Below are 13,086 nucleotides of genomic sequence, written 5' to 3'. Positions count from 1 at the left end.
CGGCGAAATCGGCAAGGCGATCCGGCAGGATTATGCTTTGTTTCCATGATGATTACGGCCGAAGTTCACCTGACGTTCAGGTTGGTTGCGTCACGCTTGCGAAATGCGCTGTTTCCAAGCGGGTAGGAGGTGGTTGCAATGAAGCAATCCAGTCCGGCGGATGCAGTCGCGGGATTTGCCCGTTCGCCCGTTTCGGCTCTCGCGCACTTCAGTGGGGACATGGCCGCAGTGACGCCGCAGCCGCTCGCGCGGTGGGTCCGTTTGGGACCGCTGCTTGCCAATCGGTCGCGTGCCGACAATGATGAGGGTATCGCCAATCCGTCATGAAGAAACGGACAAGCACCTTTTCAGTAACCGGATCGTAACGGCACGATCCATTTAGCGATGCCGGAAATCGCTTCCGGCCGCACATCCAGGGGGTGAAGATGAAGCATATTGTCCTCGCACTGGCCGCAACCGGCCTTTTGCTTTCCTCGGGCCAGGCGTTCGCGCAGTCCGATGGCCGACCGACGGGCGCTGGCCGCGATTCGAATGATTTCAGCGACCGTTTCAACATGGAGCGTCTTGTCCATAATCCTGAAAACGCGGCGTCCACCTATCGGGCTTCGATTCAGGAGGCGAGCTGCGTCGTCAACATCAGCGGCGATCGCAGTGCCGATCTGATCGGCGGCGAGCTGACCGACGATCCGCGTTTCCGTGACCTGACTCGCGCCATGAGCCAGCGCTACAGCGCCTGTGTGCGCGATCCTTCGGGGCGTGTCATGCCGATCATGCTCAGTGGCGCGATCGCCGAGCAACTGCTGCTCGAACAGCCCGCCGAGAGCTTCGAGGACCGGGCGAGCAGCGTGAACGTGAACGACGCTGAGGCGTTTCACGGCAATCTCGCCGAAGGCGTGACGATGGCGAAAATCGCCGCGTGCGTCGCCGTTTATTCGCCCGGCCTGGTCCGCAAGGTGCTGGATACCGAAGTCGGTTCCGCGACCGAGGGCGAAGCGCTCGACGCGGCCTATCGCGCCACGCCGGAGTGCGGATTGCCCGCGCGACCGGCCAGCATTCCCGAAGCGTTCCAGCGCGGTGCGCTGGCCGAAGCGCTGCTTCTCTGGCGCGAACGCTCGGAATAATCGTTGCGGCGCGGTTTTCGGCGCGACTGCGTGCCGAAAACCGCGTGTCGCAATCGGCTTCTCCAAAGGAAAATATGGCCTATAGGGCATCAACGGGTTGCACTTGAGCGCTCGGTCGGACAGAGACGCGCTGCGTGTCGTGGCAAAAGCTGGCTAGGGCTGGCACCGGCTGCGGCCCAACCAGAACGAGAGTTGCATGCCCAAGCTTACCGTCGACGGAATTGAAGTAGAGGTTCCCCAGGGCGCCACGGTGCTTCAGGCCTGCGAGGCCGCCGGTAAGGAAATCCCGCGCTTCTGTTACCATGAACGACTGTCCATCGCCGGCAATTGCCGCATGTGCCTGGTCGAGGTTAAGCCCGGACCGCCCAAGCCGCAGGCGAGCTGCGCGCTGCCGGCCGGCGACAATCAGGAAGTGCGCACCGATACCCCGATGGTGAAGCAGGCGCGCGAGGGCGTGCTCGAGTTTCTGCTGATCAACCATCCGCTCGATTGTCCGATCTGCGACCAGGGCGGCGAATGCGATCTCCAGGACGAGACGATGGCCTATGGCAAGGGCTGGTCGCGCTATCAGGAGAACAAGCGGGCGGTCACCGAAAAATATATGGGCCCGATCGTGAAGACCGTGATGACGCGCTGCATCCATTGCACGCGCTGCGTCCGCTTCACCGAGGAAGTCGCCGGCGGCGAGGAAATCGGCGCGATCTGGCGCGGCGAGGACATGCAGATCACCAGCTATCTGGAGCATGCCGTCAAGAGCGAGCTTTCGGGCAATGTCGTCGATCTCTGCCCGGTCGGCGCGCTGACCTCGAAGCCCTATGCGTTCGAGGCGCGGCCCTGGGAGCTCAAGAAGACGATGGCGATCGACGTCATGGACGCGGTCGGCACCAATATTCGCCTCGACAGCCGGGGCAGGGGCATCCTGCGCGCGCTTCCGCGGATCAACGAGGACGTCAACGAGGAATGGGCGCATGACAAGACGCGCCACGCGGTCGACGGCCTGTCGCACCGCCGCCTCGACAAACCCTATGTCCGCCGCGAGGGCAAGCTGGTCGCCGCGAACTGGGAAGACGCGTTTGCCGCGATCGTTTCGGCCGCGAAGAAGGCGGGCGACAGCGTTGCCGCCATCGCCGGGGACATGGTCGACTGCGAAACGATGTTCGCGGCCAAGGCGCTGGTGAAATCGATGGGCTCGTCGCTGCTCGAAGGGCGGCAGACCGGCATGGATTACGACGTCACCAATCTGGCGGCGGTCAATTTCAACACCACCATCGCGGGCACCGAGGAAGCGGATGTGATCCTGCTCGTCGGCACCAATCTGCGCTGGGAAGCCTCGCTGGTGAACACCCGCGTGCGCAAGGCCATCAAGCGCGGCGCCAAGGTGTTCGCGATCGGCCCCGAGGTCGATCTCACTTACAAAGTCGAGTGGCTGGGCAACGACCTGTCGCTGCTCGGCAAGCTGCCCAAGGCAGTGAAGGACGCGTTCAAGGGCGCCGAAAAGCCGATGGTGATCGTCGGCGGCGCCGCGCTCAGGAACGGGCATGGCGCGGCGCTGGGTCTCGTCAAGACGCTCGGCCTCGTGAAAGAGGGCTGGAACGGCTTCAACGTGCTGCATTTCTCGGCGGCGCGGATGGGCGGGCTGATGCTCGGCTATGCGCAGAAGGGCGGGATCGCCGATATCGTCGCGGCCAAGCCGAAGCTGACCTTCTTCCTCGGCGCCGACGAAGTGGACTTCAAGGCGTTCCAGGACAGCTACAAGGTCTATATCGGCCATCATGGCGATGCCGGCGCGCATGCCGCCGATGTGATCCTGCCGGCCGCGAGCTATGCCGAAAAGCCGGGCACTTATGTGAACCTCGAAGGGCGCGTGCAGCGCGGCGATCGCGCCGTCTTCCCGCCGGGCGATGCGCGCGAGGACTGGACGATCCTGCGCGCGCTGTCCGAAGCGCTCGGCCACACGCTGCCGTTCGACACCTATGGAGAGCTGCGCGCGCAGATGTTCGCTGACGCGCCCGCGCTGGCGAATGAAGGTCTGGCGAGCTTCGAATGGGCGCCGCCGAGCCTCGACACCAAGGCGGAAGGCGAAATCGCCTATCCGATCCGCGACTTCTACCTCACCAACTCGATCTGCCGCGCCAGCCCGACGATGCAGCGCTGCTCGGCCGAACTCGTCCACGGCGAGGAATTCGCGGAGGCGGCGGAATGACCAGCTGGTTCACCTATCTCGGCCTGCCCTATGGCTGGGCCTGGTTCATCGCCACGATCATCGACATTTTGCTGATCGCGCTGCCGCTGATGCTGGCGGTGGCGATGATCATCTACGCCGATCGCAAGATCTGGGCGGCGATGGCGCTGCGCAAGGGGCCCAATGTCGTCGGGCCGTTCGGGCTGCTGCAAAGCTTCGCTGACGGGCTCAAGGTCTTCCTTCAGGAAACGATTATTCCGGCGGCCGCGAACAAGGGGCTGTTCCTGCTCGCGCCGATCATCACTTTCACGGTGGCGCTGATCGTCTGGGCGGTGGTGCCGTTCCAGGCGGGATGGGCGCTGGCGGACATCAATGTCGGGCTGCTCTACGTGCTCGCGGCGTCGTCGCTCGGCGTTTACGGGATCATCCTCGCGGGCTGGGCGTCCAACTCGAAATACCCCTTCTACTCGGCGATCCGCGCCGCGGCGCAGATGGTCAGCTACGAAGTCTCGATCGGCTTCGTGCTGATCGCGATGGTGCTGTGGGCGGGGACGTTCAATCTCGGCGGCATCGTCGAGGGGCAAAGGGGGCATATCCTCGGCTTCATCAACGCCTATGCGCTGAACCCGCTGCTTTTCCCGATGGCGGTGGTGTTCTTCATCTCGAGCCTCGCCGAGACGCAGCGCGCGCCGTTCGACCTGACCGAGGCGGAGAGCGAGCTCGTCGCGGGCTATCAGACCGAATATTCGTCGATGGCCTTCGCGCTCTACTGGCTCGGCGAATATGCCAACGTCATCCTGATGTGCACGCTCAACGCGACGTTGTTCTGGGGCGGCTATCTGCCCCCGATCGACTGGGCGCCGCTCTATTATGTGCCGGGAATCATCTGGCTGTTCGCCAAGATCCTGTTCTTCTTCTTCTGCTTCAGCTGGGTGAAGGCGACCGTCCCGCGCTATCGCTATGACCAGCTGATGCGGCTGGGCTGGAAGATTTTCCTGCCGCTGTCGCTGTTCTTCGTGTTCCTCGTGTCGGGCTATCTGATGCTGATGCGGGTGGGGCTGTGATGCGCTTCTTGGCGGTTGCCTTTATGTTGCTTTTCTCGCCGGTCGCTGGAGCGCAGGTTGCTGCAGATGAGAATGGCGAGGCAACAGTCGGGCGCTTTCAGTTTGTACCGGCCTCGGGCGAAATGCCGGCGGTGGTTTTCGATACCGTAACAGGATGCATTGAGCTGATTGAGAAGTTTGTTCTCGACGACGGCTCTAATCAAACTGTTTGGATACGGCGTATAAGTGATGAAGTCATTGCCGGTACCCCAAAACGATGTGAGAAAACGGAAGATTCTATTCCATGAGTTTCGCGCAAACCATTCGCTCCTTCACGCTGTGGGAGTTCATCAAGGCGCATGCGCTGACCTTGCGCTACTTCTTCAAGCCCAAGGCGACGATCAACTATCCGTACGAGAAGAACCCGATTTCGCCGCGGTTCCGGGGCGAGCATGCGCTGCGCCGCTATCCGAACGGCGAGGAGCGCTGCATCGCGTGCAAGCTGTGCGAGGCGATCTGCCCGGCGCTGGCGATCACGATCGAGGCCGAACCGCGCGACGACGGCAGCCGCCGCACGACTCGCTACGACATCGACATGGTGAAGTGCATCTATTGCGGGCTGTGCCAGGAAGCGTGCCCGGTGGACGCGATCGTCGAGGGCCCGAATTTCGAATTCGCCACGGAAACCCGTGAGGAACTCGTCTACCACAAGGAAAAACTGCTCGCGAACGGCGACCGGTGGGAAAGCGCCATCGCGGCGAACCTTGCCGCCGACGCGCCGTATCGTTAAGCGCACCGCATCTATCAGGGGCCATCCGATTCCGTGATCCAGGCACTCGCCTTCTATCTGTTCGCCATCGTCGTCATCGCGTCCGCGGTGATGGTGATTTTCTCGCGCAATCCGGTCCATTCGGTGCTGTGGCTGATCCTGGCGTTCTTCAACGCCGCCGGGCTGATGCTGATCGCCGGGGCCGAGTTCATCGCGATGCTGCTCGTCATCGTCTATGTCGGCGCGGTCGCGGTGCTCTTCCTGTTCGTCGTGATGATGCTCAACATCGATTTCGCCGAATTGCGGGCGGGGGTCGTTCGTTATGCCGCGGTCGGGCTTGCGCTCGCGGTCGCGCTGGCGGCGGAGATCATCATCGCGGTGAGCGCGTGGAAAGTCGGCGGGCTCGAACTGGGGCGCCGCATCGCCGCCACCGACGACGCGGTGCCGAATATCGAGGCGGTCGGGCAGCTGCTCTATTCGCGCTATCTGTTCGCATTCGAAGCGGCGGGCCTGATCTTGCTGGTCGCGATGATCGGCGCGATCGTGCTGACCTATCGCCACCGCCCCGGCGTGAAACCGCAGAATATCAGCGCGCAGATCAACCGCCGGTCGAAGGACGCGGTGAAGATGGTCGATGCGCCGGTGGGCAAGGGAGTCGAGCTGTGATGGCGACTGCCAAATTCCTTCCCCGGAGGGGGAGGGGGACCGCGAAGCGGTGGAGGGGTAATCTGCCCCGCGCGCACCGCTCGGCTATCGGCCTTTCCGCCTGCCGCACTTACCCCTCCACCATGCTCCGCATGGTCCCCCTCCCCCTCCGGGGGAGGAATGGAGAAGCTCTATGATCGGCGTCACCCATTATCTGGTCGTATCGGCGATCCTGTTCACGATCGGCGTGCTCGGCATCTTCCTCAACCGGAAGAACCTGATCGTCATCCTGATGGCGATCGAGCTGATCCTGCTATCGGTCAATCTGAACCTCGTCGCCTTCTCGTCGGCGCTCAACGATCTGGTCGGGCAGGTTTTCGCGATGTTCGTGCTGACGGTCGCGGCGGGCGAAGCCGCCATCGGCCTCGCCATTCTCGTCATCTATTTCCGCAGCCGCGGATCGATCGCGGTCGACGACGTCAACCGGATGAAGGGGTAAACGTCCGGTGCAAGCAATTCATTTCATTCTGCTGCTGCCGCTGCTGGCATTCCTTGTCGCGGGCTTGAGCAATCGCGGGTTCGGCATTGCGTTTCCGAAGCTGGTGACGACGGGTGCGCTGTTCATCGCCTGCGCGCTGAGCTGGTCGATCTTCATTCCGTTTCTGAGCGGTACCGGCACCGAAAGCGTCGCGCCGGTCTTCACCTGGATCGCGTCGGGCGATCTGGATGTGAGCTGGGGCCTGCGCGTCGATGCGCTGACGGCGGTCATGCTGGTGGTGATCACCAGCGTTTCGGCGCTCGTCCACCTCTATAGCTGGGGCTATATGAGCGAGGACCCGGATCAGCCGCGCTTCTTTGCCTATCTCTCGCTGTTTACCTTTGCGATGCTGATGCTGGTGACCGCCAACAACCTGCTACAGATGTTCTTCGGCTGGGAAGGCGTGGGTCTCGCCTCGTATCTGCTGATCGGTTTCTGGTTCAAAAAGCCCAGCGCCAATGCCGCCGCGATCAAGGCGTTCGTCGTCAATCGCGTCGGTGACCTTGGCTTCATGATGGGGATTTTCGGCACCTTCCTGGTGTTCGGGACGATTTCAATTCCCGAAATCCTCGAAGCCGCGCCGGGCATGGCCGGTTCGACCATCGGTTTCCTCGGCGGGCGCGTGGATACGATGACGCTGCTGTGCATCCTTCTGTTCATCGGTGCGATGGGCAAATCGGCGCAGCTCGGCCTCCACACCTGGCTGCCGGACGCGATGGAAGGTCCGACGCCGGTTTCCGCGCTGATCCACGCCGCGACGATGGTGACGGCGGGCGTGTTCATGGTGTGCCGCCTGTCGCCGATGTTCGAAACCAGCGAAGCCGCGATGACGTTCGTTACCGTGATCGGCGCCGCAACCTGTTTCTTCGCCGCCACCGTCGGGCTCGTGCAGACCGATATCAAGCGCGTCATTGCCTATTCGACCTGTTCGCAGCTCGGCTACATGTTCTTCGCCGCGGGCGTCGGCATGTACGGCGCGGCGATGTTCCACCTGTTCACCCACGCCTTCTTCAAGGCGCTGCTGTTCCTCGGCGCGGGTTCGGTGATCCACGCGATGCACCATGAGCAGGACATGCGCTATTATGGCGGCCTGCGCAAAAGCATCCCGATCACCTACTGGACGATGATGGCGGGCACGCTCGCGATTACCGGCGTCGGTATCCCGGGCAGCCTGTTCGGCTTCGCCAATTTCGGCTTCGCCGGTTTCCATTCGAAGGACGCGATCATCGAAGCGGCCTATGCGGCGGGCGCGATGCCGGCCTTCTGGGTCGGCGTGATCGTTGCGCTGCTTACCAGCTTCTATTCGTGGCGCGTCGTCTTCCTGACCTTCCACGGCAAGCCGCGCTGGGCGGGCTCGGAGCATGTCCAGCATGCGGTGCACGACGCGCATCATCACGGCCATGACGCGGCGCCGGGGCAGGTCGACGCGCATGCGCATGGCCATGAGGTCGTCGACAATCCGAAGGCCGAAGATGCCGGCCATGCGCCCGACCATCACGCGCCGTCGCACGAAGACATGCCCGAGGGCACCGGCGGCTATCACCCGCACGAAAGCCCGTGGGTGATGCTGATCCCGTTGCTACTGCTGTCGCTCGGCGCGGTGTTCGCGGGGCTGGTCTTCCACGGCTTCTTCATCGAGGCCGAAGGGAATTTCTGGGCCGGCAGCCTGTTCTTCAACGAGCATCTGGCGCATGCGATGCACGAAGTGCCGGTGTTGGTGAAGCTCTCCGCGACGATTGCGATGCTGATCGGGCTGTTCATCGGCTGGTACGCTTATATCGCCAATCCGCGTTTCCCGGTGGCGATGGCGTCGACCTTCAGCGTGCTCCACACCTTCCTGCTGAAGAAGTGGTATTTCGACGAGCTCTACAATGTCGTGTTCGTGAAGCCTGCGATGTGGTTGGGTCGCCTCTTCTGGAAGGCGGGCGACGAGGGCACGATCGACCGGCTCGGCCCCAACGGCCTTGCCTGGGCGGTCCAGCGCGGGAGCGGCATCGCGGGCAGGCTGCAATCGGGATATGTTTATACCTATGCCTTCATCATGCTGATCGGGCTCGCGGGCGCGCTCACCTGGGTCATTACGCGGTAAGGGGCCCGGCACATGGAAAACTTCCCCATCCTTTCGGTGATGCTCGCGGTTCCGGCCGTAGCGGCGGTGGCGTGCCTGTTCGTCGGCGCTTCGACCGCGCGGGTGATCGCGCTGGCGGCCACGCTGGTCGATCTGGTGCTTGGCGCGATCCTCTGGGCGAGCTTCGACATCGGGGGCGCGCAGTGGCAGTTCGTCGAATTCGTGCCGATCTTCGGCCGCTTCGGCTGGGCGCTTGGCATTGATGGTTTCGCGCTGCTGCTGATCCTGCTCAGCGTCTTCCTGATGCCGATCTGCATCGGCGCGAGCTGGAAGGCGATTACGGATCGCGTGTCGGAATATATGGCGCTGTTCCTGTTCACCGAAGTGCTGATGATCGGCACCTTCGCAGCGCAGGACCTGTTCCTCTTCTACATCTTCTTCGAGGCCGGCCTGATCCCGATGTACCTGATCATCGGTGTCTGGGGCGGCGTGAACCGCATCTACGCGTCGTTCAAATTCTTTCTCTACACGCTGCTCGGATCGGTGCTGATGCTGATCGCGATGATCTACATGATCATGTCGACCGGCACGACGTCGATCCCCGAGCTGATGCAGACCGATTTCCCTGCGCATGTCCAGACATGGCTATGGCTCGCCTTCTTCGCGTCCTTCGCGGTGAAGATGCCGATGTGGCCGGTCCATACCTGGCTTCCCGACGCGCACGTTCAGGCGCCGACGGCGGGGTCGGTGATCCTGGCGGGCGTGCTGCTGAAGCTCGGCGGCTATGGTTTCCTGCGCTTCTCGCTGCCGATGTTTCCCGAAGCCTCGGCGCAGCTCGTCTGGCTGGTCTTCGGCCTCTCGGCGGTGGCAGTGATCTATACCAGCCTCGTCGCGCTGGTGCAGAGCGACATGAAGAAGCTGATCGCCTATTCGTCGGTCGCGCATATGGCGATCGTCACGGTCGGCCTGTTCGCCTTCAACGCAGAGGGCATTCAGGGCGCGATGATGGTGATGCTCGGCCACGGCCTTGTTTCGGGCGCGCTGTTCCTGTGCGTCGGTGTGATCTACGACCGGCTGCATACGCGCGAGATCGACCGTTATGGCGGGCTTGCGATCAATATGCCGCGCTATGCCGTGCTGTTCCTGCTCTTCACGATGGCGGCGATCGGCCTGCCGGGGACGAGCAACTTCGTCGGCGAACTGCTGGCGCTGATGGGCGCCTATCAGGTGTCGACGACGATCACGCTGCTGTGCACCACCGGTATCATTCTCGGCGCCGGATACATGCTGTGGCTCTATCGCCGCGTCGTGTTCGGCGAGCAGAAGAATGCCGATGCCGCCGCGATGCCCGATCTTTCGGCGCGCGAGCTGTGGCTGCTGGCGCCGATCGCAGCGGTGGTGCTGTGGATGGGCGTCTATCCCGAAAGCTTCCTCGCGCCGATGCGCCAGGATACGCAAATACTGCTCGAACGGATCGACCGCGCCAAACCGGCCGGGGATTCGCAACCGACCGAAGGCCATCCGGCCGCCCCTGCAACGCATGAAGACGCCGCGCACGGGGAGGCGCACTGATGAGCTACGCCACCCAACTCGCAATGGCGCTGCCCGAGCTGGTGCTCGCTGTGTCGGGCATATTGCTGATGCTGATCGCCGCCTGGGGCGGACAGGCCGTGACGCGCGCGGTCAGCTTCGTGTCGGTGCTGGCGCTGGTCGGCGCGGGCATCGCGCTGTTCGGGCCGGCTTCGGCGGGCGGCGAGGCGTTTTACGGCCTCTATCGCGCCGATGCCTTCGCGGCCTTCGCCAAGGTGCTGATCTTCGGCGCGGCAGCGGTGGCGATCATCATCGCTCCCAAATTCTTCGAGCAGACCTCGGGCGACGATCTGCGCCCGGAATATCCCGTGCTGATGCTTTTCTCCGCCGCGGGCATGGGAATGATGGTGTCGGCGGGCGACCTGATCACCCTCTATGTCGGGCTCGAACTGCAGAGCCTTGCCGCCTATGTGCTGGCGAGCTTCATGCGGCATGACACGCGCTCGGCCGAAGCGGGGCTCAAATATTTCGTCCTCGGCGCGCTGGCCTCGGGCATCCTGCTCTACGGCATCTCGCTGGTGTACGGCTTCAGCGGCACGACGCTGTTCGACGGGATCGCCGATGCTTATGCGGGCGAAGAGTCGCTGGGGCTGCTCTTCGGGCTGGTGTTCGTATTTGCCGGGCTCGCCTTCAAGGTGTCGGCGGTGCCGTTCCACATGTGGACGCCCGACGTTTACGAAGGCGCGCCGACGCCGGTGACGGCTTTCTTCGCCTCGGCGCCCAAGGTCGCGGCGATGGCGATGGCGGTGCGCGTCGCGATGGAAGCGATGGCGCCCGCGGTCTCGGACTGGCGCCAGATCGTCGTCTTCGCCGCGCTCGCCTCGATCTTCTTCGGTGCGATCGCCGCGATCGGGCAGAACAACATCAAGCGGCTGCTCGCCTATTCGTCGATCAACAATGTCGGCTTCATGCTGATCGGCCTTGCCGCGGGAACGCAGGCGGGCGTGGCGAGCGTGCTCTTCTACCTCGCCGTCTATATCGTGATGACGCTCGGCGCGTTCATCATCGTGCTGCAGATGCGCGACGAGAGCGGCCAGCCGGTCGAGACGATCAGCAGCATGGCGGGCATGTCGCGCAACCGGCCGGGCCTGGCGCTGGCGATGGCGATCTTCATGTTTTCCTTCGCGGGCATTCCGCCGCTGCTCGGCTTTTTCGCCAAGCTGGAAGTGTTCATCGCGGCCGTGAATGCCGGACTGTTCCCGCTGGCGGTTGCGGGCATCGTCGGCTCGGTGATCGCGGCCTATTATTATCTGCGCGTCATCAAGGTGATGTATTTCGACGAAGCGGCGCCCGCCTATGCGGGTCGTGCCGGGCCGATCGAAGGCGCGCTGCTGGCTGTCGCGGCGCTGTTCATCTCGCCGGTGGGCTGGTTCCTGCTCGCCCCGCTGGGAAGCTGGACGAGCATCGCGGCGCAATCGCTGTTCTGAACCTTGCATGCGGCCGTTTACGCTGAGCCTGTCGAAGCGCCGCCCTCCTCTTGCGCATCGGTTGCGAAGAAAGAACGGCACTTCGACAGGCTCAGTGCCAACGGTGGTGGATAGTTGGGTAGCATGATCCGCACCGTCGCGGAGACGGGCTCTACCAATGCCGATATGCTCGCTCTCGCGCGTTCGGGCGCCGAGGAGGGGCTCTGGCTTCGCGCCGCGCGCCAGAGCGGCGGGCGCGGGCGGCAGGGGCGGGCTTGGGTATCGCCGCAAGGCAATCTCTATGCGAGCACGCTGGTTCGGCTCCGTCCCGCCGATCCGCCGCCGGCGACGCTTGCGCTGGTGACGGCGGTGGCGCTGGAGGAGGCGGTGCGCGCCTTCCTCCCCGACGCGCCGTTGCTGCTCAAATGGCCCAACGACCTGCTGGTCGAAGGCGCCAAGCTCTCGGGCATATTGCTCGAACGCGCCGACAATGCCGTGGTGATCGGCGTCGGCGTCAATATCGCGCACCATCCGACCGATACCGAACGGCCCGCGACGAGCATGGCCGCCTATGGCGCCACGCCCGATCCGGCGCTGTTCCTCGAAACGCTGGCCGAATGCTTCTCTCGCTGGCTGGCGCGGTGGCGCGGGGAGGGGATTGTCGCGATCCGCGACCGCTGGACAGCGCGCGCGCATCCCGAGGGGACTGCGTTGCAGGCGCGGCAGGCCGACGGCAGCGTTGTCGAAGGACTCTATGCCGGGCTGACCGGAGACGGCGCGCTCATCCTGCGCTTGGCCGATGGCGGCCGCCATGTCATGCACGCCGGCGACGTATTCCTGATCTGAAGGACGCACCCCAATGCTGCTCGCCATCGATGCCGGTAACACCAACATCGTCTTCGCGCTGCTGGAGGACGGCGAGATCCGCACGCGCTGGCGCATCGCCACCGATCCGCGCCGCACCGCCGATGAATATGCCGTGTGGCTCAACCAGCTGCTCCAGCTCGAAGGCTATGACCGTTCGGCGGTGACCGCCGTGATCGTCGCCACCGTCGTGCCGCGCGCGCTCCACAATCTCGAAGTGCTCAGCACCAAATATTTCGGCGTCGAGCCGGTGATCGCGGGCAAGGGCGCGGCGCAATGGGGCTTCGCGCTCGATGTCGAGGAGCCGCAGAGCCTGGGGGCCGATCGCGCGGTCAGCATGATCGCCGCGCATGCCGCGCATCCCGGCGACGTCATCCTGATCGATTTCGGCACTGCGACGACGTTCGACGTGATCGACTATCGCGGTGCGTATAAGGGCGGGATCATCGCGCCCGGTATCAACCTGTCGCTCGACGCGCTGGTCAACGCAGCCGCCAAACTGCCGCGCATCGCGATCGCCGCGCCCGAGACCGACAGCGTCATCGGCCGCAACACCGTCGATCAGATGAACATCGGTATCTACTGGGGATATATTTCGATGATCGAGGGTCTGGTCGCCCGGATTCGGGAGGAGATCGGAAGGCCCGCCAAGGTGGTCGCCACGGGCGGACTGGCCATATTGTTCGAGCAACACACCAGCGTGTTCGATGCGGTTGAGGCCGATCTGACCATTCAGGGACTCGGGTTGCTCTGGCAACGTTCTGTAAAATAACTGTTTTACAGCACAATTCGACAGGGCGAAATCCGTTGACTGCCAAGGGCTATGCCTTGGCGCCGCCTCTTTTCAATCCCTAGAAGCG

At 63.6% G+C, this 13,086-nt stretch carries 14 protein-coding genes; 13 read left to right on the top strand and 1 reads right to left on the bottom strand.

The window, feature by feature from the left end:
• Positions 1 to 138: 138 nt before the first annotated feature.
• On the top strand, positions 139 to 327 hold the full coding sequence (locus G5C33_RS12480; RefSeq protein ID WP_165327516.1) for a hypothetical protein: 189 nt from the start codon (positions 139 to 141) through the stop codon (positions 325 to 327).
• Between the two features lie 20 nt (positions 328 to 347).
• Here the strand turns inward: G5C33_RS12480 and G5C33_RS12475 are convergent, their stop codons facing one another.
• The gene (locus G5C33_RS12475; protein WP_165327515.1) at positions 348 to 572 is read right to left on the bottom strand and encodes a hypothetical protein; all 225 of its coding nucleotides are present in this window, start codon (positions 570 to 572) and stop codon (positions 348 to 350) included.
• Between G5C33_RS12475 and G5C33_RS12470 the strand changes: the two genes are divergently transcribed.
• From G5C33_RS12470 to G5C33_RS12415, 12 genes are all read left to right on the top strand, one after another.
• Positions 555 to 1,121 (top strand): hypothetical protein, encoded by a 567-nt coding sequence (locus G5C33_RS12470; protein WP_165327514.1) that lies wholly within the window; start codon positions 555 to 557, stop codon positions 1,119 to 1,121. The two genes, G5C33_RS12475 and G5C33_RS12470, sit on opposite strands and share 18 nt — an antisense overlap.
• A gap of 196 nt (positions 1,122 to 1,317) precedes the next feature.
• Positions 1,318 to 3,324, top strand: coding sequence for an NADH-quinone oxidoreductase subunit NuoG (gene nuoG, locus G5C33_RS12465; RefSeq protein WP_165327513.1), 2,007 nt, complete (start codon positions 1,318 to 1,320; stop codon positions 3,322 to 3,324).
• A complete protein-coding gene (nuoH, locus tag G5C33_RS12460) occupies positions 3,321 to 4,367 on the top strand; it encodes an NADH-quinone oxidoreductase subunit NuoH (protein ID WP_165327512.1) in 1,047 nt (348 codons plus the stop codon). The genes nuoG and nuoH overlap by 4 nt, the downstream gene beginning before the upstream one ends.
• On the top strand, positions 4,367 to 4,654 hold the full coding sequence (locus tag G5C33_RS12455) for a hypothetical protein (protein WP_165327511.1): 288 nt from the start codon (positions 4,367 to 4,369) through the stop codon (positions 4,652 to 4,654). The genes nuoH and G5C33_RS12455 overlap by 1 nt, the downstream gene beginning before the upstream one ends.
• The gene (nuoI, locus tag G5C33_RS12450) at positions 4,651 to 5,136 is read left to right on the top strand and encodes an NADH-quinone oxidoreductase subunit NuoI (RefSeq protein WP_165327510.1); all 486 of its coding nucleotides are present in this window, start codon (positions 4,651 to 4,653) and stop codon (positions 5,134 to 5,136) included. The genes G5C33_RS12455 and nuoI overlap by 4 nt, the downstream gene beginning before the upstream one ends.
• 33 nt (positions 5,137 to 5,169) lie before the next feature.
• A complete protein-coding gene (locus G5C33_RS12445) occupies positions 5,170 to 5,781 on the top strand; it encodes an NADH-quinone oxidoreductase subunit J (protein WP_165327509.1) in 612 nt (203 codons plus the stop codon).
• Between the two features lie 172 nt (positions 5,782 to 5,953).
• The gene (gene nuoK, locus G5C33_RS12440) at positions 5,954 to 6,259 is read left to right on the top strand and encodes an NADH-quinone oxidoreductase subunit NuoK (protein WP_165327508.1); all 306 of its coding nucleotides are present in this window, start codon (positions 5,954 to 5,956) and stop codon (positions 6,257 to 6,259) included.
• 7 nt (positions 6,260 to 6,266) lie between these two features.
• Complete coding sequence (nuoL, locus tag G5C33_RS12435) at positions 6,267 to 8,387, top strand: NADH-quinone oxidoreductase subunit L (RefSeq protein ID WP_165327507.1); 2,121 nt, start codon at positions 6,267 to 6,269, stop codon at positions 8,385 to 8,387.
• 12 nt (positions 8,388 to 8,399) lie between these two features.
• Positions 8,400 to 9,938 (top strand): NADH-quinone oxidoreductase subunit M, encoded by a 1,539-nt coding sequence (locus G5C33_RS12430; RefSeq protein WP_165327506.1) that lies wholly within the window; start codon positions 8,400 to 8,402, stop codon positions 9,936 to 9,938.
• Positions 9,938 to 11,383: an NADH-quinone oxidoreductase subunit NuoN gene (gene nuoN / locus G5C33_RS12425; RefSeq protein WP_165327505.1), complete on the top strand. Its 1,446-nt coding sequence runs from the start codon at positions 9,938 to 9,940 to the stop codon at positions 11,381 to 11,383. The genes G5C33_RS12430 and nuoN overlap by 1 nt, the downstream gene beginning before the upstream one ends.
• Positions 11,384 to 11,506: 123 nt before the next feature.
• Positions 11,507 to 12,208, top strand: coding sequence for a biotin--[acetyl-CoA-carboxylase] ligase (locus tag G5C33_RS12420; RefSeq protein ID WP_165327504.1), 702 nt, complete (start codon positions 11,507 to 11,509; stop codon positions 12,206 to 12,208).
• A gap of 13 nt (positions 12,209 to 12,221) precedes the next feature.
• Positions 12,222 to 12,998, top strand: a complete 777-nt coding sequence (locus G5C33_RS12415; protein WP_165327503.1) for a type III pantothenate kinase — start codon at positions 12,222 to 12,224, stop codon at positions 12,996 to 12,998.
• The last annotated feature ends 88 nt before the right edge of the window (positions 12,999 to 13,086 follow it).

This window comes from Sphingosinithalassobacter tenebrarum (genome assembly GCF_011057975.1).
GTDB classification, from domain to species: Bacteria; Pseudomonadota; Alphaproteobacteria; order Sphingomonadales; family Sphingomonadaceae; genus Sphingomonas; species Sphingomonas tenebrarum.
This window is presented reverse-complemented; position numbering and strand designations above follow the sequence as displayed.